This is a genomic window from Nakamurella aerolata, from assembly GCF_013002705.1.
Classification (GTDB): Bacteria; Actinomycetota; Actinomycetes; order Mycobacteriales; family Nakamurellaceae; genus Nakamurella; species Nakamurella aerolata.
This window is the reverse complement of the sequence record NZ_JABEND010000002.1, coordinates 590,704-610,596: the sequence shown is the minus strand read 5'-3', so window position 1 is coordinate 610,596 and position 19,893 is coordinate 590,704. Positions and strand designations below refer to the sequence as shown.

Below are 19,893 nucleotides of genomic sequence, written 5' to 3'. Positions count from 1 at the left end.
GTCCGATGCGTTGTCGGGCCGTTCGCCGAAGATCGGACTGATCTTCCCGAGCATGTAGGAGACGCCATGAGCGAGACCGCCGCCAGCACCTGGCTCACCCAGGAGGCTTACGACCGGCTCAAGGCGGAGCTGGACGATCTGATCGCCAACCGTCCGGTGATCGCCGCCGAGATCAACGCCCGCCGCGAGGAGGGCGATCTGAAAGAGAACGGTGGCTATCACGCGGCCCGCGACGAGCAGGGCAAGCAGGAGGCCCGCATCCGGCAGCTCCAGGAGCTGCTGAACGAGGCCCAGGTCGGCGTCCGACCGGAGTCCGACGGCACCGTTGAGCCCGGCACCGTGGTGACGGTCGCCTACGACGGTGACGAGGACGACCAGGAGACCTTCCTGCTCGGCTCCCGCGAGGAGGGCGCGCACGGCTCGCTGCAGGTGTACTCGCCGCAGTCGCCGCTCGGCGCCGCCATTCTCGGCGCCACCGTCGGCGAGTCCCGCGAGTACGAGTTGCCCAACGGCAGCACCCAGAAGGTGTCGATCCTCAAGTGCGAGCCGTTCGACGCGTGAGCGTCTGACCAGAACCCCGAACACCGGGCCGCCACCGCCGAGCGCGGGGCGGCCCGGTGTCGTTTCGGTCGGCGTTGTTTCGGTCGGCGTTGTTTCGGTCGGCTGTCAGCCGGCGGACAGCACTCGGTAGCCGGCGTCGGCCAGCGACCTGACCACCTCGTCGCGGTGCTCCCGGCCGCGGCATTCCAGCCGCAGCGCCACCTCGACGTCGCCCAACGGCAGCCCGCTGCCGAGCCGGGACTGCTCAAGGTCGACGACGCTGGCGCCGAGGCCACCGATCAGCGCCAGCAGCCTGGCCAGCGACCCCGGCCGGTCGGATATTTCCAGCCGCAGCGACAGGAACCGCCCGGCCGACACCAGGCCGTGCTCGGCGACGTGCACCATCAGCAACGGGTCGATGTTGCCGCCGGACAACACCACCACCACGGGCGGTTCGAAGTGTTCGGGGTTGGCCAGCACCGAGGCGACACCGGCGACGCCGGCCGGCTCCACCACCAGCTTGGCCCGTTCCAGCAGCAGCACCATCGCCCTGGCCAGCTCGTCCTCGTCGACCGTGATCACCTCGTCGACCAGGTCGGAGACGTGCGCGTAGGTCAGCGCCGACGGCTCGCCGACGGCGATACCGTCGGCCAGCGTCGACATCTGGGTGAGCCGCACCGGCTTGCCGGCCTCCAGTGACCCTGGCCAGGCCGCGGCCTGCGCCGCCTGCACACCGACGATGGTGACGTCGGGACGCTGCGGTTTGATCGCGGCGGCGATGCCGGAGATCAGGCCGCCGCCGCCGAGCGCCACCACAACGGTGCGCACGTCCGGCACCTGCTCGAGGATCTCCAGTCCGACGGTGCCCTGGCCGCCGAGAATGTCCTCGTGGTCGAACGGGTGCACCATGACGCCGCCGTGCTCGGCGATGTATTCCTTGGCGTGGTCGATCGCCTCGTCAAGCGTGTTGCCGACCAGGTGCACCGTCGCCCCGTACGCGCGGGTGGCCTGCAGCTTGGCGATCGACGCCCCGACCGGCATGAAGACGGTGGCCTCGATACCGAGAAGCTGTGCCGCCAGCGCCACCCCCTGGGCATGGTTGCCGGCGCTGGCGGCCACCACACCGGCCGCCTTCTCGTCGGCGCTGAGCCGGGACAGCCTGGTGTAGGCGCCGCGGATCTTGAAGGAGCCGGTGCGCTGCAGGTTCTCGCACTTGAGGTAGACCGGGCCGCCGACCCGTTCGGACAGCGGCCGCGACGACTCCATCGGAGTCAGCCGGATCACCGGCTCCAGCAGCTGTCTGGTTTGTTCGATTGCCTCAACACTGACGGGCGCCATGGGCTCGATCCTGCCGCATCCGGCCCTGGCCGGGTGCGCTCAGGACGGACGCTGCGGCACGCACCCGCGGGCCAGCAACCCGGCGGCGGCGCCGATGCTGGCGGCGTCGGCGCCGAGCACGGCCGGGATGATGCGCGGCCCACTGGCGTACGGCAGCGCCGCGTAACACTCGTAGCCGTCAGCGATGGGGTCGAAGAGCACCGGACCGACCCCGGCCAGCGCGCCGGCCAACACCACCACGTCAAGGTCGAGCAGGGTGACCGCACCGGCCAGCGCCTGGCCGATGGCCTCGCCGGCTCGCCGGAACGTCGCCAGCGCCACCGGGTCGCCGCGCCGGGCGGCGGCGGCAACGCCGAGGACGTCGGCGTGCGGCAGCAACTCGCGGGCGGCGCCGCCCGCACCGGCCGCGGCAGCCGGCCGGACCGTGGCGCCGGGGCCGGGCGAGCGGTGCGCGGTGGGCTTGCGCGCGGATCCGTGGCCGATGGCCCAGTCGACGATGGCGGCGCCGCCGGCGATCGCCTGCAGGCAGCCGCGGCCGCCGCAGCGGCACTCCGGGCCGTACGGGTCGACGCTGATATGTCCGATGCGGCCGGCATTTCCGGTCGGCCCGGTCAGCAGTTCACCGTCAAGCACCAGCGCACCCTCGATGGTGTCGTCCAGTTGCAGGATCAGCGCGTTGGGCCGGCCGACGGCAGCACCGCGCCAGTGTTCGGCGGCGCCAACCGCGGCGCCGGTGCTGAGCAGCCGGATGCGCTCTGCGCTCTGGTCGGCGGCGACGGCGAACTCCTCATTCAGCATGTCGCGCAACGCAATGGGCAGTTCCGGCTGGTCGGCAGTGGTGAAGCTGACGTCGCCGGTCCTGGCGTTGACCTGGCCGTCGACGGCGACGCCGATGCCGGCCAACCGCAGCGGATCGATCACGTCGATGGCATGCAGCACTTCTGCCACCCGCTCGCGCAGTTCGCCCATTGCCGCAGCGGGGTCGTCCCACAGCCCGTCGATTCTGGCGCTGACCTGGCGGGCGATCACCTCGCCGTGCCCGGCGACCACCGCAACCTCGAGCTGGTCGGCGCGCAGCACCAGCGCCAGCGCGCTGTGCTCGGCCTGGAAGTGCTCGTCACGGAGTTCGGCTTCGTCGTTCTTGTCGAGCCCAGCGGCGGTGTACCAGTCGTAGTCCTCCGGCGACATCCGTGCGGTGGCATCGGGATCGTCGGCCGGCAGCAGCAGCGGATCGACATCGACCACATCGTCCGCGCGGTTGCGGGCGGCCTCGGACGCCCCGGTACGAGCCGGTCCGGTCGGGTTGCGCTGGGCGATCATGCCGTGATTGTTCCGAACAGAACCGCTGTCGCGCAGGGATTTTCCCGAAGTGGGCGCGGTGGAATTCTCACCGGATCACGGCGGAACCAATGCCGCAGCCACCCCGTCGAAGAGCCGTCGGCGGCAGTGTCGCAGGCGGCTGGTGTCCGCAGGTGGGACGTGCAGGTGGTGGCGGCGGCGCGCTGTGGGCGGGGCGCGTCGGCGCGGGTGGCTGCCGCCGCGTCGTCGCCCTGGGTCCCCGTCGGAACCGGTCAGGCGAGGGCGTCGGCAAGATCGGTCATCAGGTCGTCGATGTCCTCGATGCCGACGGAGATCCGGATCAGGTCGGCGGGAACCTCCAGTTCGGAACCGGCGACGCTCATGTGCGTCATCAGCGCGGGCACCTCGATCAGCGATTCGACACCGCCCAGCGACTCGCCGAGCGTGAACAGTCGGGTCCGCGAGCAGATTTTCACTGCTTCTTCCTGGCCGCCGCGCACCCGGAAGCTGACCATGCCGCCGAACCGGCGCATCTGCCGTGCTGCCACCTGGTGGCCGGGGTGCTCGGGCAGCCCCGGGTAGTAGACGGTGCCGACCTTCGGGTTTTCGGTGAGCAGCTCGACGATCTGCTCGGCGTTGTCGCAGTGCCGATCCATCCGCACCGCAAGGGTTTTCACCCCGCGCAAGGTGAGCCAGGAGTCGAACGGTCCGGCCACTCCGCCCATCGACTTGGCATGGAAAGCGAACTGCTCGCCGATCTCGTCGTCGGCGGTGGTGAGCGATCCGCCGATCACGTCGGAGTGGCCGCCGATGTACTTGGTGGTGGAGTGCAGCACCACGTCGGCCCCGAGTTCCAGCGGTTGCTGCAGGTACGCAGTGGCGAAGGTGTTGTCCACCAACAGTTTCGCACCACCAGGAGCGCCATGGGCGATGTCGGCGAGCGCGGCGATGTCGGCGATGCCGAGCAGCGGGTTGGTCGGCGTCTCGCACCAGATCAGCTTGGTCTCGGGCCGCAGGGCGGCGCGGACGGCGCCGGTGTCGCCCAGCGGCACCGCGGTGTAGCTGACGCCCCACGGCACCGCGATCTTGTCGATCAGCCGGAAGGTCCCGCCGTAGGCGTCGATCGGGATGATCAGGTGGTCACCGGGCCGCAGCAGGGCCCGCAGCGCGGCGTCGGCTGCGGCCATGCCGGAGGCGAAAGCCGCTGTGTGCCTTCCGTTCTCCAGCGCGGAGAGGGCTTCTTCCAGCGCGGTGCGGGTGGGATTGCCTGCCCTTGAGTAGTCGTAGCCGGCCCGGGTGATACCGACCTGATCCTGCGCGTAGGTCGAGGTCTGGAAGATCGGCACCGCCACCGCGCCGGTCCGCTCCTCGGGCTCCTGCCCGGCATGGATCGCCTTGGTGGCAAACCCGTCGTCGGCCCAGGGCGATGTCCCGTCGACGGGCCCGCCGTGATTGCTGGGCTGTGCTGCTGGCTGATCGGGCGGCTGCGTCACGGGTGGCTGCGTCATGGGTGGATGTCCTGTTCTGGCTGCGGTGCGCCGGTGGGCGCGCTGTGAGTACTGGTGCTGCTTGGCTGGTGGCGGCGGGCTCGCGTCGGCGGGCTGGCCGTCAACTGGCCAGGAAGGCCAACAGGTCGGCGCGGGTCAACACGCCTGCGGGCTTGCCGTCCTCCACCACCATCACCGCGTCGACGCTCTCCAGCGCGGTCCGGGCGGCGGCCACCGGCTCGCCGGCGCCGACCAACGGGAACGGCGGGTCCATATGCTTGGACACCTGATCGGCCGGCGCGGCGGCACCGGAGAACAGCTTGTCCAGCAACGCTTTTTCGCTGACCGAACCCGCCACCTCGCCGGCCATCACCGGCGGCTCGGCGTTGACCACCGGCATCTGCGACACCGAGTACTCGTGCAGAATCTCGACGGCGTCGCGGACCGTCTCGGTGGGATGGGTGTGCACCAGCGCCGGCAGCTCGCCGCCCTTGGCGCGCAACACATCCCCGACGGTCGCCGAGTCGTCCCTGGCCAGGAACCCGTACGACGCCATCCACGAATCGGAGAAGATTTTCGACAGGTAGCCGCGCCCGCCGTCCGGCAGCAGCACCACCAGCACGTCGTCAGCGGTGAGGTCTTTGGCGACCTCCAACGCGGCGGCCACCGCCATCCCGCAGGAGCCACCGACCAGCAGCCCCTCCTCACGGGCCAGTCGCCTGGTCACCTCGAACGATTCGGCGTCGGAGACCGGGACGATCCGGTCGGCGACGTCGCGGTCGTAGGCGTCCGGCCAGAAATCTTCGCCGACACCCTCCACCAGGTACGGCCGACCGGTGCCGCCGGAATAGACGCTGCCCTCCGGGTCGGCGCCGATCACCTGCACCTTGCCGCCGGACTGCTCTTTCAGGTAACGGCCGGTGCCGGAGATGGTGCCGCCGGTGCCGACCCCGGCGACGAAGTGGGTGATCTTGCCGTCGGTGTCCGCCCAGATCTCCGGCCCGGTGGAGGCGTAGTGACTCGCCGGGTTGTTGGGGTTGGAGTACTGGTCGGGTTTCCAGGCACCCGGGGTCTCGCGGACCAGCCGGTCGGACACCGAGTAGTACGAATCTGGGTCGTCCGGCGCGACAGCCGTCGGGCAGACGACCACCTCGGCACCGTAGGCGCGCAACACGTTTCGCTTGTCCTCGCTGACCTTGTCGGGGCAGACGAAGATGCACTTGTACCCGCGTTGCTGGGCCACCAGCGCCAGCCCCACACCGGTGTTGCCCGAGGTTGGTTCGACGATGGTGCCGCCGGGCTGCAGCTCCCCGGACGCCTCAGCCGCCTCGATCATCTTGAGCGCGATGCGGTCTTTGACGCTGCCACCTGGGTTGACGTATTCCACCTTGGCCAGCACCAGCGGTGCCAGCCCTTCGGTGAGCGCGTTGAGCTTGACCAGCGGCGTGCCGCCGACCAGGTCCACCACCGATTCCGCGTACTTCACCCGTGCGTCCCTCCGTTCGATGAATGCTCGCCGGTGCGAGTCGCACATGGTGACCATGGCGACCGATCACCAGGTGACCGGCTGACCACTTGCCCGGCGGCGACCGCCTTCAGGCTAGCTGCCGCCGGGCCGGTGGGCGGCGGCCCGTCATGGCCGACGGCGGCGCCGGCGTCCGTCGCGCTGAACTGCCGGGCCGCGGCCCGTCCGTCCGTGCACCCGACCGCGCACCCGACCGCGGCCCTGCGCGACCAACCCCGGCGGTCCCGGCCTGGTGAACCGGGTGTAGCAATGAGGCACGGTCAGGTGGCCGTCAGCGGTGGGAATGGCAGCAGCAGGAGCGTCAATGGTCGGGAATCGGGAACAGGGGAATCGGGAACAGGGTCGGCATCAGGACCCGGGCCAGGGCCGGGCCACGGCCGGCGGGCGCCATGCCGCGACGCCGGCGGCAGCGGCGGCCGTCACCGCCGTGATCGGCGCGGCCGCGTTGGCGTGGACCACGATGCAGCGGCAGGCCAAGGCAACCAGCACCGCCATCGAGGAGGCGGCGGTCAACGCCGCGGTCGCCGCCGGCGCGATCCCACCGGGATCGGCAACGGCGCTCGGCGACATCCCGCCGCCGAACGGCGACGGAACCTATTTTCCCGGCGCCGCTCCGGGCGGTCACCGAACGACCGATGGCGAGCCCGGTGAACGGGCGCTGTCGCTGGTGCTGCTGGGCGACTCCACCGCGGTCGGCTACGGCTGCGAACTGCCGGACGAGTTGCCCGGGGTGTTGTTGAGTCGCGAGGTCGCCGACGAGCTCGGGCGTCCGGTGCGGCTGCTCACCGTTGGCCGGGTCGGGGCGACGTCGAATGAGTTGATCGGGCAGGTGCGCCGCGCGGCCGCAGCCGGCGTCGACGTTGCGGTGATCGTCATCGGAGCGAACGACATCACCGGGCAGGTGCCACCGCACCGGGCGGCGGTCCGGCTCGGCGCCGCGGTGGCGGCGCTGCGCCGGCAGCACATCGAGGTGGTGGTGGCCACCTGTCCCGATTTCGGGGTGATCGCGCCGATCCCGCAACCGCTGCGCACCCTGGTGACCCGCTGGTCGCATCGGTTGGCGGGGGCGCAGGCGCGGGCGGTCACGGCGGCGGGCGGTGCGGTGGTGCCGATCGGCCGGCTGGTCTCCCCCGGCTTCCGGGGTCGGCCTGATCTGTTCTTCGCCGACGGGTTCCACCCCAGCGCCGCCGGTTACGCCCGAGCGGTGGCGGCGATGCGGCCGGCGGTGCTGGACGCCGCGCGCACAGCGCTACGCCGCTGGGCGGGCAGGCTGAGCCGCCCGGCCGATCAGCGCCGTCGTCAGCGCCAGCCGAGCCTGGCGGCCAGGTCGGCGAGCAGTCGATCGGCAGCAGCCGCGGCCGCGGGCGGGTTGGTGCCGCCGGCGCCCCCGCGCGCCTCGCGATCGAGCACCGCGTCACCATCGAGCACCGCCTCGCCATCGAGCACCGCGTCACCATCGAGCACGGCGTCACCATCGAGCACGGCGTCACCATCGAGCACGGCCTCGCGGTAGAGCACGGCCAGCTGGTCCGGGTAGCTGGTCGCCGCGAGCTCGGGCAGCGGTTGGGCCGGCGCCGCCGAGAGTGCCACCAGCTGGTGCATGGTCGCCCTGACGGCGGCCCGCCGCTCCGCGGTCCAGGACGAGACGGGCCAGGCCCGCAGCCGACGGATCAGGTCGTCCGGCTGCGGGCCTGGGGTTGCGCTCGTCATTCAGTTCGGGTGGTGGTTGGCTTCAGTTCGGGTTGCGCCGGGGATGTCCCAGGGTCTGATCGGCGTCGGTGCCAGCCGGTCACTCGCTGCGCAGATAGCCGAGCAGGCGCAGGATCTCCAGGTACAGCCACACCAGGGTGACCATCAGCCCGAACGAGAAGTACCAGGCGGTCTTCGCCGGGGCGCCGGCCTTGATGGCCTGGTCGATCGCCTCGAAGTCGAGCATGAAGCTCAGCGCGGCGATGATGATCGCGACCACCGAGAAGATGATGGCGAGGGTGCCGCCATCGCGCAGGCCGAGCCCGCCGTCGATGAAGAACGAGGCAACCAGGTTGGCCAGCATCAGGATGACGAGGCCGATCATCGCGCCGACGACGACCTTGGTGAACTTGGGTGTCACCCGGATGACGCCGGTCTTGTAGACGATCAGCATGCCGATGAAGACGCCGGCGGTGCCGAGCACGGCCTGGTAGGCGATGCCGGGGAAATGCGCGTTGAAGACGCTGGTGACGGCGCCGAGGAAGGCACCCTCGGCCACCGAGTAGGCGGTGATCAGCGCGGGGTTGGTCGACCGCTTGAAGATCACGAACAGCGCGATGCCGAAGCCGACAAGGGCGCCGGGAATCGCCAGCATCTGCAGGTTGAAGTACGCGGTCAGCACACCGACGATCAGCGCGACACCGAGCAGCGTCGCGGTCTTGGCGACCACGTCGTCAAGGGTCAGGCCACGGTCCATCGGCTGCGCCGGCTTGGCGTAGCTGGGCTGGTTGTACATGTTCTGCAGGGTGTCGGCGGTCGGCGCCTGCGGTGCGTCGATCACCCGCTGCATGTTCTGGAATGCCGGGTTGGAACTGGGCACGGTCTCCTCCGTCTCAGGGGATCGAACCAGCGTGATTCAGTCGCTGATCTGCGGCCGGCTGTTCTCTGGGGGCCGCTTCCGTTTTGTGTAACGCCGTGACGAGCCAATCAGTTCCCGATGTTCAGCGCTCGTTCCGTGCCCGCTCAGTGCTGGATGTTCAGTGCTCGTTCCGTGCTGGATGTTCAGTACTCGTTCCGTGCTGGTTGTTCAGTGCTCGTTCCGTGCTGGATGGCGAGTGCTGGATGGTCAGTGCCGGTTCCCAGCTGTGCCCGCCGGCCCTGGTGCCCAGGACGACTTGGTGAGCGCGTTGCGCAGCCGGTCGGTTCGGGCCGCGTCCCAGCGCACGGCCGGGTCTGCTTCCAGCTGGTCGACGGTGAGCGCGGCGAGCCCCACCGCCGGCAGTGACCACCCGGAGTGCGCGTCGCCATCACCAGCATCGGCGACGGGGACGTCGGCGGCCCTGGGTCCGGCGTCAGCGGCGGGCCTGGGTTCGGCGTCAGCGGCGGGCGCCGGGAACCGGCGGGCGGCGATCTGCGGATTGCCCGGTGCCATCAACACCAATCCACGGATCAAGCCCATCGCCAGCACCGCGATCGCAGGGAAGTCCAGACCGGTCGCCGGCTTGACCCGCAACCCAAGCATGTCGGCAATGGATCGATAGCTGTCGGCCAGGTCGGCATTGAAGGCGTCCTCCGCCAGCACGAGTGCGGCTCCGACCCGCTCGCGCAGCTCAGCATCGGGCAGCGAGAAGTAGGTGGCATGGATCGCGAAGTAGGTGCGCCACTGCGGTGAGGAGTCGAACGATGCGAACTCCCGCAAAGCGCCCTGCTGCAACGCATCTGCGGCCGCGGCGAGCCGAGCGCCGGGCTGCTCGAGCCGGTCGGCCCAACCCAGCAGCGTGCTGTTCACCGCAGCAATCGCGTCCTGGTTGGCGCGCACCGCGGGGGCCACTCCGGACGCCAACTCCACCAGCACGTCGGCCCAGAACAAGTCCTTGTACGGCCAGCGGCGGTAGACGGCGCTGCGCGCCACCCCGGCGTCCCTGATCACATCCTCGAAGCTCAAGTGCTCAAGGCTGACGGTGAGTCCGCCGTCCACCACCATGGCCCTGGCCGCGGCGAGCATGCGATCGGCTGTCTCGGCGTCCGACAGCCGTTGTCGCCGGCGCGCCACCCCGGTGCCCGGCCCCGGGCTGGCGCTCTGCCCGGTGCGCTCGGTCTGCGTTGTGCCCGTGGCAGGCCCCGTGCTCGCGGTCTGCCCGGTGCGCTTGAACCGCCCGATGCTCGTGCGCGGGGTCTGCGGGTTGCGCTTGGTTTGGCCGGGACTCGTGCTCCGGGCGGTGCCCGGGCTCTGCGGAGCGCGCTTGGTCTGGCCGGGAACGCTCTTTGCCATGGCCCTATCCTGCGCTAGTCTTTCTTGAGACACAATGTCTCAAGTTCTAACTCGACTCGTTCACGAGAGGACTCCCCCATGACCGCCGTTCACCAATCCGCCCCAGCTGTCGGCATCGATCGCCAACTGCGGGCAGCGCTCTGGAGCGGAGCCGCCGGCAGCGCCCTGCTCGCCGTCGTCACCCTCGTCCGCTCCGGAGCCATCAGCGATCGCGTCACCGCGCTGGAGCGGCCATACATCGGCGCCGACAGAGCCGCGGGTTCCGGGTCGATCCTGATCACCATTGCGTTCGTGGTCGCCGGGCTGGGTCTCGCGGCCTGGTGGGTCACCGCTCACGCGGCCCGAACCGGACGCAGCTGGCTGCGCTGGTGGTGCGGTGCTGCCCTGCTGGTCGGAGTCGCCTTGGCCGTCGCCCTACTGCTGACCACCGAATACGGCCAGCGGGTGTACCCGCTCGAGATCGGATTGGTCGCGCTGCTGCCGTGCCTGATCGGTGTGTGGGTCTGCGCGCTGGTCTGGCGTCGCCGGTGAGCGCGGGTCGAGCTGACCCACATCCGCGCGAGCACAACGCTTCTCGCACAACGCAACTCGTTCGGCCGGCTGCACCGGTGGTGCGGTACCGAAAGGTGTGCGCTTGTGGACTCCACCGCAAGATCGGTGCCCCCGGTGGGACTCGAACCCACACTGTGCCGATTTTAAGTCGGCTGCCTCTGCCGATTGGGCTACAGGGGCGGCGCCGCCGGCGCCGCGACAGGCGGAACCGGCCGATTCGCGTCTTAGGGTACGGCGCGCCTCAGCTCACGGCGGAGAGCTGCTTGGCGCGGTTCACCACGTCGCCCAGCATGGCAGGGGTGAGCCGCCCGGTGAAGGTGTTCTGTTGGCTGACGTGGAAGCACCCGAGCAGCGTCAGCGATCGCCCAGACCCGTTAGTGAGCCGCAGTTCCGCGCCGTGCGCGAATTTCGGTCGGGGCCGCGGCACCGGCCAGCCTTGCTGCCCGAGCGTCTTCAGCATTGCCTGCCAGCCGAACGAGCCGAGCACGATCACCACCCGGAGATCGTGCAGAATGTCCAGCTCGCTGGCCAGGTAAGGGGCGCAGTTGTCGCGCTCGGCCGGGGTTGGCTTGTTGTCCGGCGGTGCGCAGTGCACCGGCGCGGTGATGCGGACGTCGCGCAGCGTCAACCCGTCGTCGATCGACACCGCATCGGGCTGTGACGCCAACCCGGCCCGGTGGAGCGCGGCATACAGAAAGTCGCCGGAACGGTCTCCGGTGAACATCCGCCCGGTCCGGTTGGCGCCGTGCGCGGCCGGCGCCAACCCGACAATGCCGATCCGTGCGTCGACCGGGCCGAATCCTGGGACCGGTCTGCCCCAATAGGTTTGGTCGGCGAACGACGCCCGCTTGTCCCTGGCCACCTGCTCCCGCCAGGCCACCAGCCGCGGGCACCGCCGGCACCCGGCGATCTCGGTGTCCAGCGCGAGCAGGCGCTGTGCTGGGGATGGCGTCACGGGTCGATGGTGTCAGAGGTCGGTGTCAGAGGTCGGTGTCGGAGTTTGGTGTCAGAGGTCAGGGCCAAACCATGACAGGTGGGCAGCACCCGGCGGCACCGCCCAGCAGCCGGCGTCCGGCACGACCGGGGCGGTCGACCCAGAGAGCCGTTAGCTACTCTAACGGCATGGCCAACGACGCTCCTCGCTCCGACTCGGCCGCTGCCGCAGCAGCGTCCAAGACCAACAACAACGCCAAACCGAACACCGACACCGGCGACCGGCCGGACGCAGAACTGGTGGTGAACGACGACCTGGTGACCACCCACCACACGTTCAGTTACCCGGGCGGTTCGCTGCCGTACACCGCCACCGCCGGCCGGATCGTGCTGCGCGAGGAGGTGATCACCGACGGCACGTTCGACGGCCATCAGCCCAAGGCCGAGATGTTCGTGGTGAGCTACACCGCCGACGACGCCGACCCGGCCACCCGCCCGGTGACGTTCTGCTTCAACGGCGGCCCCGGCTCCAGCTCGGTGTGGCTGCACATGGGGCTGATCGGGCCGAAGCGGGTGCTCGCCGGTGACGCCGAAGACCCGGTGCCGCCGCCGTACCAACTGGTCGACAATCCCGAAAGTCTGCTGGCCGTCACCGATCTGGTGTTCATCGACCCGATGTCCACCGGATTCACCCGACCGGTCAAGGGCGGCAAACCCGAGACCTACCACGGCTTTACCGCCGATCGGGACGCGGTGGCCGAGATGATCCGGTTGTGGACCACCCGCAACAACCGCTGGCTGTCGCCGAAGTTCTTGGCCGGCGAGTCGTACGGGACGCTGCGGGCCGCCGCACTCGCCGGCCGGCTGGCCGATCGCCACGGGATGAACCTCAACGGGCTGATGCTGATCTCGGCGGTGCTCGACATGGGGTCGATCCGGTTCACCCCCAACAACGATGATCCCTACGTCGGCTTCCTGCCCACCTACGCCGCTATCGCGCACTACCACGGCAAGCACGGCAGGCGCAGCCTGGAAGCCGTCGTCGACGAGGCTCGCGAGCTGGCCGAACGCGACTATCCCTGGGCGTTGGCGCGCGGCAACCGGCTGACCGACAGCGAGCGGGCCGACATCGTTCGCAGGGTGGCGGCGGCAACGGGGCTCAGCGAGGACTACGTCGACCGGGCGAACCTGCGCATCGAACACCAGCATTTCTACGCGGAACTGTTGCGCGACAAGGGTTTGGCCGTCGGCCGCCTTGACGGTCGATTCTCCGGCGCACCTGCCGACAAGAACGCGGCGACCATCGCCGACGACGTCTCCTACCGCGGCTTTCAGGGCCCGTACACCGCTGCCGTCAACCACTACCTGCGCAGCGATCTGAATTACCAGAGCGACCTGCCGTACGAGATCCTCACCGACCGGGTACATCCCTGGTCGTACAAGGAGTTCGAGGGTCGCGGCGTCAGCGTGATCGGCGATCTGGATGCCGCCTGGCGGATCAATCCGTTCCTGCGGGTCCACGTCAGCTGCGGCTGGTACGACGGCGCCACCCCCTTCGCCGCGGCCGAGAACGGTTTCGCCACCATGGATCTCACACCGCAGGCACGAGAGAACCTGAGCTACGACTACTACCCGGCCGGGCACATGATGTACCTGCACGAACCGTCCCGGCTGCAGCAGAGCGCCGACCTGGCGGAGTTCATCGAGGCGGCCGGCCCCGGCACCGAACCGACCGGCAAGCGCAGCCGCAGGTCCGGCCGCAAACGCTCATCGCGTTGAGCAATCGGATCCCCCGCCGCCGCGGCCTGGCCGGTGCCGAGCCGCGGCGGCTACCCCGGGCTCGGGGCTACTGCGTCACGACCGTGGCATGGGCGTTTGCAGCAGCCATTCGTGCCCGAACGGGTCGCGGATGCGGCCACCCCTTGCCCCGTAATCCTGATCGGCCACCGGGAAGACGCTGATGGCGCCGGCATCCAGCGCCGCCTGCTGGTAGCGGTCGGGGTCTGCGGTGTCTGCCTCCACCAGAACGCCGCGGCCGTCGGGGGCCGGATCGAACTCGTCGCCGTCCTTGAGCGCCACCACCCCGCCGAACACCTCGATCTCGGCGTGCACCACCTGCTTTCCCGCCGTGTGACGCTGCAGCGGCTTGGCATCGAAAACCCTGACATACCAGGCGATCGCGGCGTCCGCGCTCGGCACGGGCAGCTTCGGGCGTACCGGATAACTCATACCAGTCATGCCGAGCAGTCTGCAGCACGACGCGGCGCCGGGCTTGAACATTTGAGCGTTGCTGGGGGGCGGTGCTTGTCCGCGTAGCGTGGCAACGGCTCGACTCCCGGCACGGCGCTTGTCCAGTTAGCTACCCACCAAGACGGTAGTCACCGGCACAGACGCCGGCCCCGGAACTCCCGACGATGAAGTCATGTCTTCGGCTACCACTGTTTCGCATTCCTCGGCACCGAAACTGGCCGGGCGCGCAGCACTGCTGCTGCAGCGCAGCCGGTCTGTCCGGTCGGCGGTGCGCCGCTGGGTGAGCGGGCATCCACTCACCACCGGCCTCGCCCTTGCCATGGTGGTGCTGGGCACCTCGCTGGTGGTGTTGACCGGAGGTGGCGACGCCGCCACCGCGATGGTCGGCTATGGCAGCCACGCGCTGGACGGACAGTGGTGGCGGTTCGTCGTCGGAGCGGCCGTGCTGCCGGATCCGCGGCTCTACCTGGTGATGGTGCCGTTGCTGGTGCTGGCGGTGGGCAACTACGAGCATCGAGTCGGTTGGCGGACCACCGCCGGGGTACTCGCCGCAACGCATCTGGCCGGGACGGTCGGTGCCGCGGTGCTGGTGCGCGCGCTGGCCAACACCGGGTGGCCGTGGATGACGTTCACCGCCGACCAGACCGATCTCGGCCTGTCGGCCGGGGTGGTCGGGGTGGTGGCCGCGCTGACGGCAACACTCCCGGTCGGGCCGCGGCGCACCCTGCGGTGGGTTGGCACCGGCTTCCTGGCGGTGATGCTGTTGCGCAGCGGATTGCTGTGGGACGCAGAGCATCTGCTGGGCTGGACTGCGGGACTGTTCCTGGGCGGTGTGGCGTGGCGGCGACCGATGGGCTCCGCCGCGATGCGGAGGTCCGGGCTGCGGTCTCCGGGAATGCCGACGCGCTCGGTTGCGGCCTTGGGTGTTCTGGTGCTCGCCGGGTCGGAGCTGGTACTGGCGTTGTACCAGGGCGTCGGCGGGCTCTTCGCGGTCCACCCGCAGGCCGGCGCCGGCCGGATCGGAGCGACCGTGCTGTTGGCCGCGGCGGCGGTGCTGATCGCCGATGCACTGCGGCGCGGGCTGCCGGCCGGTTGGTGGGCCGGCGCGACGTTGACGTGCCTGATGGGAGCGCGTTCGGCGCTGACGGACGGCAGCGATGCCGCCGCCGGTGTCGGCGCGCTGTTGTGGGTCGGGCTGCTGGGCGCTCTGGTGAGCTGTCGGCACCACTGGCCGAGCCGGCTGCCGATGCGAGCGCTGCGCCGGATCGGGTCGCGGCTGCTGCTGGCGATGCTCGGCTTCATCGCCGCTTCGACGGTGACGGTGTGGCTGCTGCGCGACGCGCTGAGCGCCAGCGACCCGCGCCGCACACTGCACCAGATCCTGCTACGTGCCGTGTTTGCCGGTGGCGACTTGGAACCCCAAACCGCCTGGGCTGCAGCAATTCTGGTGGTATCGAGTTGGGTGTGGGCGCTGGTGCTGTTGGTGTTGTTGGCCCGGCTGCTGCACGCCGCCCTGCCCGGGCTGCCGCGGCACTCGCGGCCTGCCGGCGTCGCGTCACGGCACTCGGCCTGCGCAGCCGAGCCTGGCGTGCCCACCGCCCGCACCGGGGTGGACGCGCAACCGGCAGCCGGTGATGGAGGGCAGCGAATGTTCTGGTGGCGGCAGATGCTGCGGTACGGCGGGGGAAATCTCGGCTGGCAGCGCACCTGGCCCCGGGTGTCCACCTGGCACGGCTCCGGGCCGGCGGCCGAGGTCAGCATCGGCTACCGGCTGGAGCAATCGGTGGCGATCGTCATCGGCGACCCGGTTGGTCCAAAAGCGCACTGGAAAGCGGCGGCCGAACAGTTCACATCGTTTACGCAGCAACAGGGTTGGACGGTAGCCTGGTACGCCGTCAGCCACGCCTTCGTGACGTCGGTCGGCCCCGCGCGCACCCTGCAGATCGGCGAAGATGCCGTCATCGAGCTGGCGGGTCTGCGATTCACCGGTAAGGCATGGCAGGACGTGCGCACCGCCCGCAACAAGGCAGGCAAGGAGAACATCACGCTGCGCGAGGTCGACCTGGCTACGGCCGACCCCGAGCTGCGCGCCCAGATCGACGGCGTGAGCGGAGCGTGGTCCGACGGGAAAGCCCTGCCGGAGATGGGATTCTCGCTCGGGACCATTGAGCTGGCCGACGACGGGCAGATGCGCACCATCGTCGCCGTTGACGACGCCGGCACCGTGCACGGCGTCACCACCTGGATGCCGATCCACGAATCCGGACGGGTGGTCGGCTGGACGCTGGACGTGATGCGGCGCAGACCCGACGGGTTCCGGCCGGTGATGGAGTTCCTGATCGCCGAGTGCCTGCTGCAGTTCCAGACCGAAGGATGCGCCAGGGCCAGCTTGTCGGTGGCACCGTTGGCGCGCAACGACTCTGGCGCCGCCGACGCCGGCACTCTGGCCCGGGGGCTGGACAAGATCGCCGAACTGCTCGAGCCGGTGTACGGATTCCGCTCGCTGCTGGCGTACAAGCGCAAGTTCGGCCCTCGGTTCGAGCCGGTGTACCTTGCCTATGGGTCGGCGTGGGAACTGTCCGAGATAGGGCTGGCGATATGCCACGCCTACCTGCCGGATCTCACTGCGGCACAGGCACTCTCGATCGGACAGGCGCTTCGGCAGGCCCGGCGCCGGAAGCGAACAGCGCCGTCGCCCTCCGCGTCGGCGGATCGGCATCCGCGGTCGGCGGCCGCCGCGGCGTGACCACGCTGGGAGCGTGACGGTGCTGGAAGGCTGCTGCAGTAGCGACCTCGGGTTCAACGAGTGCACTGGTCCGGCGGTTCGACACGTTTCAGCGTGAAGATATTTCAGCGTGACGATTGTGACGGCGAGTGCCTGCAGGACAACCTTTGTTGTCAACGAAATCCGTTGTCGGTGCGGCTCTTTGGCCCTCGCTCGCTCGTAGACGGGGAGTGAAGCGTCACGGGTTTGGTACCGGTCGTGTTGTGTGGGCCGGCTCTGGTTGGAGCACGGTCAGTAGTCGATCGTAGTGGGCTTGTTCGTACTCGGCGGGTGGCTGGTAGTGCAGCCGGCTGTGGAGCCGGTGCACGTTGTACCAGGACACCCATTCAGCGGTGATCCACTCGGCGTGGGCCAGGTTCCTGATCGGCCCTTCGGGTTTGATGCACTCGTTCTTGTACAACCCGTTGATAGTCTCCATCAGCGCGTTGTCGTAGGAGTCGCCAACACTTCCAGTCGAGGGCTGCATGCCATGCAGTGCAAGGGTTTCACCGAAGCGAACAGCCGTGTATTGGGCTCCCTTGTCGCTGTGATGGATGACCTGCTGCCCGATCGGACGACCTTGGTGCGCCCGGCAGGGCCGACGTCGGCGCCAGATGCAGCGCCGTCCGCCAGCCGATTACCCCACCCCACCGATTGCCACCCCGCCGGCGACACTGCACCCTTGCACTGCAGCCATGCAATGCACGTCCGCTTGTGCAGGCACGCATGGCACCGACAGAAAGGACCAGCCCATGAGCCGCGACAACGACAAGAACGACGAACTCCGCGAAGACCGGTTGCACCAGGAGGAGCACCGGCAGGAACGCCGCGACGAACGGTTCGAGAGCGACGAGGTCGAGGCGCTCGAGGAGCAGGCCGAGCACCCCGACCGCAGCCAGCGGTAGCAAACCGTCGCGGGGTCCGCCCCAGTGCGACCCGCGCCGCGCACATCACCCGGTACGGCCTCCTGAGCTGTCCCGGTACGGCGCGGATCGCACCGGGGCATCAGGGCCGTCGGGGTCGGTCGGACGCTCGCGTTCGTTGCCGTCCAGCCGCAGGCAGGGCGGCAACGGTTGGGCATCTCAACGCGTCCTGGACTCGGGGAGCAATGTCGGTGCCGTAGCGGCCGATGGTGCCGGCGGCGCCCGCCCGTCGATCAATGCGGGCGTTGGCGTCGTCGAGGTGCTCCGGCGGGATGCGGGTGGCGGAAGCGGTCCAGGCCAGCACGGTCCCCACATCCAAAAACCTGGGTGGTACTGATGATCGGAGACGACGATGTCCAATCCCGTCGCCGCGACCAGCCAACCGGTTCAGCTCACCGCGCTCACCGGCAAGGAGATCGCAACGCTCACAGCGCTTCTGGCCCGGGTGGTCGAGGCCGGCTAAGGCAGCGCGGTCGCCAACGAGAGCACCAGTCCGTCGAGCAGATCGCGGTTGGACAGCCGCACCGCTCGGATGCCGGTGCGCTGCTCGACCGCAGTCAGCGCCCTGGACAGAATCAATCCGCCGGCACCGATCACGTCGACCCGGCCCGGCAGTACATACCGCAGCGCCGCCCGGTGCGCGCGGGTGCTGGTCAGCAGATTCCTTGCCGCCGAATGGATCCGGTCGCTTCGCACCTCGGCGAGATGCAGTGTGTAGGGATCGAGCAAGGCATGTCCGAGCGCCGCGGCGCCGACCGTCAGCGCCGTCCCGGCCACCGCGACCACCTGCTCCACCCCGGTGAGATCCAACGCCGTCAGCGCGGCTGTACATTCGGCATCAATCCACCGCTGGGCGTCCGCGCGTTCTTCACGGGTCGGCGGATCCGAGCGCAGCACTCGCTCGGTGATCCGCACCGCGCCGATCTGCGTGCTGACCGCCTGCAACGGGGCGGCGAGCGCGGCCGGTCCGGCCGGCCCTACCACCCATTCCGTTGAGCCCCCGCCGATGTCGATCACCAGCAGTCGCCCCCACTGCGCGGGAAGTGCTGCCGCCGTGCCGTAAAACCCCAGGCGCGCTTCCTGTTCGCCGGTCAAGACCTCGGGCAGTTGCCCAAGGGTCGAGGACACCATCGCCAGAAAATCAGCGCCGTTGCTGGCGTCGCGGAGCGCGGACGTGGCCGCCATCCGCACCCGCACCGCGCCGCTGGCGCGCAACACCGCCACGTAATCGGCGAGCACCTGCCAGGTACGGTCGAGCGCCTGGGTGGACAGCCGCCCGGTGGCGTCAACGCCCTCCCCCAGCCGCACAATTCTTTGCTCACGGTGGATCTCGTCGACGACGGTGGGGGTACCGTCCGCGTCGCGCGCAACGTCGGCCACCAGCAGCCGCAACGCATTGGTGCCGGCATCGATGCCGGCCACTCGCATCGGCTCACCGATCGGACCGGCGGACGAAGCAGTCACCGTGCGCTCAGCACGATTGCCGGCGACGTCTGAATTCCTGCTCGGCTCAACACCATCGCTCGCCACCGACCCGGTATCGGCGTAGAACCCGTTGATATGAGCCGACATCAGCCGTGCCGCGCTGGCGCCGCGCCCGGCTTGCACCGCGTCGAACACCGCCCGATGCTCCCGACGCAACCGCGCCGCCATCGCCGGCCAGTCCGGCAGGGCCTGCACGGCGGCCGAAACGTACGACTCGATGCCGTGCCGCATCGCCTGCAACATGGCCGCCACCACCGCGTTGCCCGCCGCCTGGGCGAGCGCGAGGTGAAACTCGGTGTCCAGGTGGAGGAACTCGGCGGTGTCAACGGTGCCGTCCATGGCGCTCAGCAAGTTCGCCGCCCGCTCGCGCGCCGCCGCTGCGGACGCCGGCTCGGTCGGCATGGGGTCCCCGCCGTCCCCGAACGCCGCACCCGCCGGCACCGGCGCGGGCGGCGTTTCGGCAACCACCCGAGCCGCATGCTCCGCGGACCAGCTCTCCACCAACACCCTGGCCGCCACCAGGTCGGCGACGGCCAGCCCCCCGGCCGCGGCGTGCCACCGCAGCGCGGTGCCGATGGACGTGCCCGGTTCGGAGATCAGCACCATTCCGGCCTCAGGGCCCGAGCCGGTCTGCGCGCGCACCATCCCGAGGGTTTCCAGCACCTTGACGGCTTCCCGGACGCTGGAGCGGGCCACCCGGTAGCGCTCGGCCAGCGCCCGCTCCGCCGGCAGTCGCCCACCCGGCGCCAGCCGGCCGGCCCGCAGATCGTCCTCGATCCGGGCCAGCACCTGCTGGTACGCGCGCACCAGCCGAGTGTGGCAGACCGACTCGCGAT

The 19,893-nt window shown here is 69.9% G+C and carries 16 protein-coding genes and 1 tRNA gene; 6 read left to right on the top strand and 11 right to left on the bottom strand.

The genetic code is table 11. From position 1 onward, the window contains the following. Nucleotides 1–66 precede the first annotated feature (66 nt). Complete coding sequence (gene greA, locus HKD39_RS06005; RefSeq protein WP_171198875.1) at nucleotides 67–561, top strand: transcription elongation factor GreA; 495 nt, start codon at nucleotides 67–69, stop codon at nucleotides 559–561. A 105-nt stretch (nucleotides 562–666) separates the two neighbouring features. Here greA and ilvA read toward each other — a convergent pair whose 3' ends face one another. From ilvA to HKD39_RS05985, 4 genes are all read right to left on the bottom strand, one after another. Then, nucleotides 667–1,878 carry a threonine ammonia-lyase gene (gene ilvA / locus HKD39_RS06000; RefSeq protein WP_171198874.1) on the bottom strand — a complete coding sequence of 404 codons (1,212 nt, stop codon included), beginning with the start codon at nucleotides 1,876–1,878 and terminating at the stop codon, nucleotides 667–669. A gap of 39 nt (nucleotides 1,879–1,917) precedes the next feature. Further along, on the bottom strand, nucleotides 1,918–3,198 hold the full coding sequence (locus HKD39_RS05995; RefSeq protein ID WP_171198872.1) for an ROK family protein: 1,281 nt from the start codon (nucleotides 3,196–3,198) through the stop codon (nucleotides 1,918–1,920). A gap of 251 nt (nucleotides 3,199–3,449) precedes the next feature. Beyond that, nucleotides 3,450–4,685, bottom strand: coding sequence for a cystathionine gamma-synthase (locus HKD39_RS05990; protein WP_171198870.1), 1,236 nt, complete (start codon nucleotides 4,683–4,685; stop codon nucleotides 3,450–3,452). A 100-nt stretch (nucleotides 4,686–4,785) separates the two neighbouring features. Next, on the bottom strand, nucleotides 4,786–6,150 hold the full coding sequence (locus HKD39_RS05985) for a cystathionine beta-synthase (protein WP_171198868.1): 1,365 nt from the start codon (nucleotides 6,148–6,150) through the stop codon (nucleotides 4,786–4,788). A 343-nt stretch (nucleotides 6,151–6,493) separates the two neighbouring features. On the opposite strand from HKD39_RS05985, the gene HKD39_RS05980 reads away from it, so the two are divergent. Next, nucleotides 6,494–7,702: an SGNH/GDSL hydrolase family protein gene (locus tag HKD39_RS05980; protein WP_171198867.1), complete on the top strand. Its 1,209-nt coding sequence runs from the start codon at nucleotides 6,494–6,496 to the stop codon at nucleotides 7,700–7,702. 276 nt (nucleotides 7,703–7,978) lie between these two features. On the opposite strand, the gene HKD39_RS05975 is transcribed toward HKD39_RS05980, so the two are convergent. Together HKD39_RS05975 and HKD39_RS05970 are read right to left on the bottom strand one after the other, a co-directional pair. Beyond that, on the bottom strand, nucleotides 7,979–8,728 hold the full coding sequence (locus HKD39_RS05975) for a Bax inhibitor-1/YccA family protein (RefSeq protein WP_171199003.1): 750 nt from the start codon (nucleotides 8,726–8,728) through the stop codon (nucleotides 7,979–7,981). Between the two features lie 276 nt (nucleotides 8,729–9,004). Further along, a complete protein-coding gene (locus HKD39_RS05970) occupies nucleotides 9,005–10,150 on the bottom strand; it encodes a TetR/AcrR family transcriptional regulator (RefSeq protein WP_212754029.1) in 1,146 nt (381 codons plus the stop codon). A 78-nt stretch (nucleotides 10,151–10,228) separates the two neighbouring features. Between HKD39_RS05970 and HKD39_RS05965 the strand changes: the two genes are divergently transcribed. Then, nucleotides 10,229–10,681: a hypothetical protein gene (locus HKD39_RS05965; RefSeq protein WP_171198865.1), complete on the top strand. Its 453-nt coding sequence runs from the start codon at nucleotides 10,229–10,231 to the stop codon at nucleotides 10,679–10,681. A 127-nt stretch (nucleotides 10,682–10,808) separates the two neighbouring features. On the opposite strand, the gene HKD39_RS05960 is transcribed toward HKD39_RS05965, so the two are convergent. After that, nucleotides 10,809–10,882: transfer RNA gene (locus tag HKD39_RS05960), tRNA-Leu, on the bottom strand. A gap of 61 nt (nucleotides 10,883–10,943) precedes the next feature. Continuing rightward, the gene (locus HKD39_RS05955) at nucleotides 10,944–11,657 is read right to left on the bottom strand and encodes a uracil-DNA glycosylase family protein (RefSeq protein WP_171198864.1); all 714 of its coding nucleotides are present in this window, start codon (nucleotides 11,655–11,657) and stop codon (nucleotides 10,944–10,946) included. 167 nt (nucleotides 11,658–11,824) lie between these two features. Between HKD39_RS05955 and HKD39_RS05950 the strand changes: the two genes are divergently transcribed. Further along, nucleotides 11,825–13,414: a S10 family peptidase gene (locus tag HKD39_RS05950; RefSeq protein WP_171198863.1), complete on the top strand. Its 1,590-nt coding sequence runs from the start codon at nucleotides 11,825–11,827 to the stop codon at nucleotides 13,412–13,414. Nucleotides 13,415–13,489: 75 nt separating this feature from the next. On the opposite strand, the gene HKD39_RS05945 is transcribed toward HKD39_RS05950, so the two are convergent. After that, nucleotides 13,490–13,873, bottom strand: coding sequence for a VOC family protein (locus HKD39_RS05945; protein WP_171198862.1), 384 nt, complete (start codon nucleotides 13,871–13,873; stop codon nucleotides 13,490–13,492). Between the two features lie 292 nt (nucleotides 13,874–14,165). Here HKD39_RS05945 and HKD39_RS20345 point away from each other — a divergent pair, with 292 nt between their 5' ends. Next, nucleotides 14,166–16,631, top strand: coding sequence for a phosphatidylglycerol lysyltransferase domain-containing protein (locus HKD39_RS20345; protein ID WP_171198861.1), 2,466 nt, complete (start codon nucleotides 14,166–14,168; stop codon nucleotides 16,629–16,631). Between the two features lie 217 nt (nucleotides 16,632–16,848). On the opposite strand, the gene HKD39_RS05935 is transcribed toward HKD39_RS20345, so the two are convergent. Beyond that, nucleotides 16,849–17,136, bottom strand: coding sequence for an integrase core domain-containing protein (locus HKD39_RS05935; RefSeq protein WP_171198860.1), 288 nt, complete (start codon nucleotides 17,134–17,136; stop codon nucleotides 16,849–16,851). Nucleotides 17,137–17,401: 265 nt separating this feature from the next. Here HKD39_RS05935 and HKD39_RS05930 point away from each other — a divergent pair, with 265 nt between their 5' ends. After that, the gene (locus HKD39_RS05930) at nucleotides 17,402–17,554 is read left to right on the top strand and encodes a hypothetical protein (protein ID WP_171198859.1); all 153 of its coding nucleotides are present in this window, start codon (nucleotides 17,402–17,404) and stop codon (nucleotides 17,552–17,554) included. 477 nt (nucleotides 17,555–18,031) lie between these two features. On the opposite strand, the gene HKD39_RS18665 is transcribed toward HKD39_RS05930, so the two are convergent. Then, nucleotides 18,032–19,864 (bottom strand): Ppx/GppA phosphatase family protein, encoded by a 1,833-nt coding sequence (locus HKD39_RS18665; protein WP_212754027.1) that lies wholly within the window; start codon nucleotides 19,862–19,864, stop codon nucleotides 18,032–18,034. Nucleotides 19,865–19,893: the final 29 nt, after the last annotated feature.

What these genes read in the sequence shown, in the direction of transcription:
- HKD39_RS05935 (WP_171198860.1), bottom strand. Translation starts at nt 17,136, where the DNA reads ATGCAGCCCTCGACTGGAAGTGTTGGCGACTCCTACGACAACGCGCTG.
- HKD39_RS05980 (WP_171198867.1), top strand. Translation starts at nt 6,494, where the DNA reads ATGGTCGGGAATCGGGAACAGGGGAATCGGGAACAGGGTCGGCATCAG.
- HKD39_RS05975 (WP_171199003.1), bottom strand. Translation starts at nt 8,728, where the DNA reads ATGCAGCGGGTGATCGACGCACCGCAGGCGCCGACCGCCGACACCCTG.
- HKD39_RS05970 (WP_212754029.1), bottom strand. Translation starts at nt 10,150, where the DNA reads ATGGCAAAGAGCGTTCCCGGCCAGACCAAGCGCGCTCCGCAGAGCCCG.
- HKD39_RS05990 (WP_171198870.1), bottom strand. Translation starts at nt 4,685, where the DNA reads ATGACGCAGCCACCCGTGACGCAGCCGCCCGATCAGCCAGCAGCACAG.
- HKD39_RS05965 (WP_171198865.1), top strand. Translation starts at nt 10,229, where the DNA reads ATGACCGCCGTTCACCAATCCGCCCCAGCTGTCGGCATCGATCGCCAA.
- HKD39_RS05950 (WP_171198863.1), top strand. Translation starts at nt 11,825, where the DNA reads ATGGCCAACGACGCTCCTCGCTCCGACTCGGCCGCTGCCGCAGCAGCG.
- HKD39_RS05945 (WP_171198862.1), bottom strand. Translation starts at nt 13,873, where the DNA reads ATGACTGGTATGAGTTATCCGGTACGCCCGAAGCTGCCCGTGCCGAGC.
- ilvA (WP_171198874.1), bottom strand. Translation starts at nt 1,878, where the DNA reads ATGGCGCCCGTCAGTGTTGAGGCAATCGAACAAACCAGACAGCTGCTG.
- greA (WP_171198875.1), top strand. Translation starts at nt 67, where the DNA reads ATGAGCGAGACCGCCGCCAGCACCTGGCTCACCCAGGAGGCTTACGAC.
- HKD39_RS05995 (WP_171198872.1), bottom strand. Translation starts at nt 3,198, where the DNA reads ATGATCGCCCAGCGCAACCCGACCGGACCGGCTCGTACCGGGGCGTCC.
- HKD39_RS05930 (WP_171198859.1), top strand. Translation starts at nt 17,402, where the DNA reads ATGAGCCGCGACAACGACAAGAACGACGAACTCCGCGAAGACCGGTTG.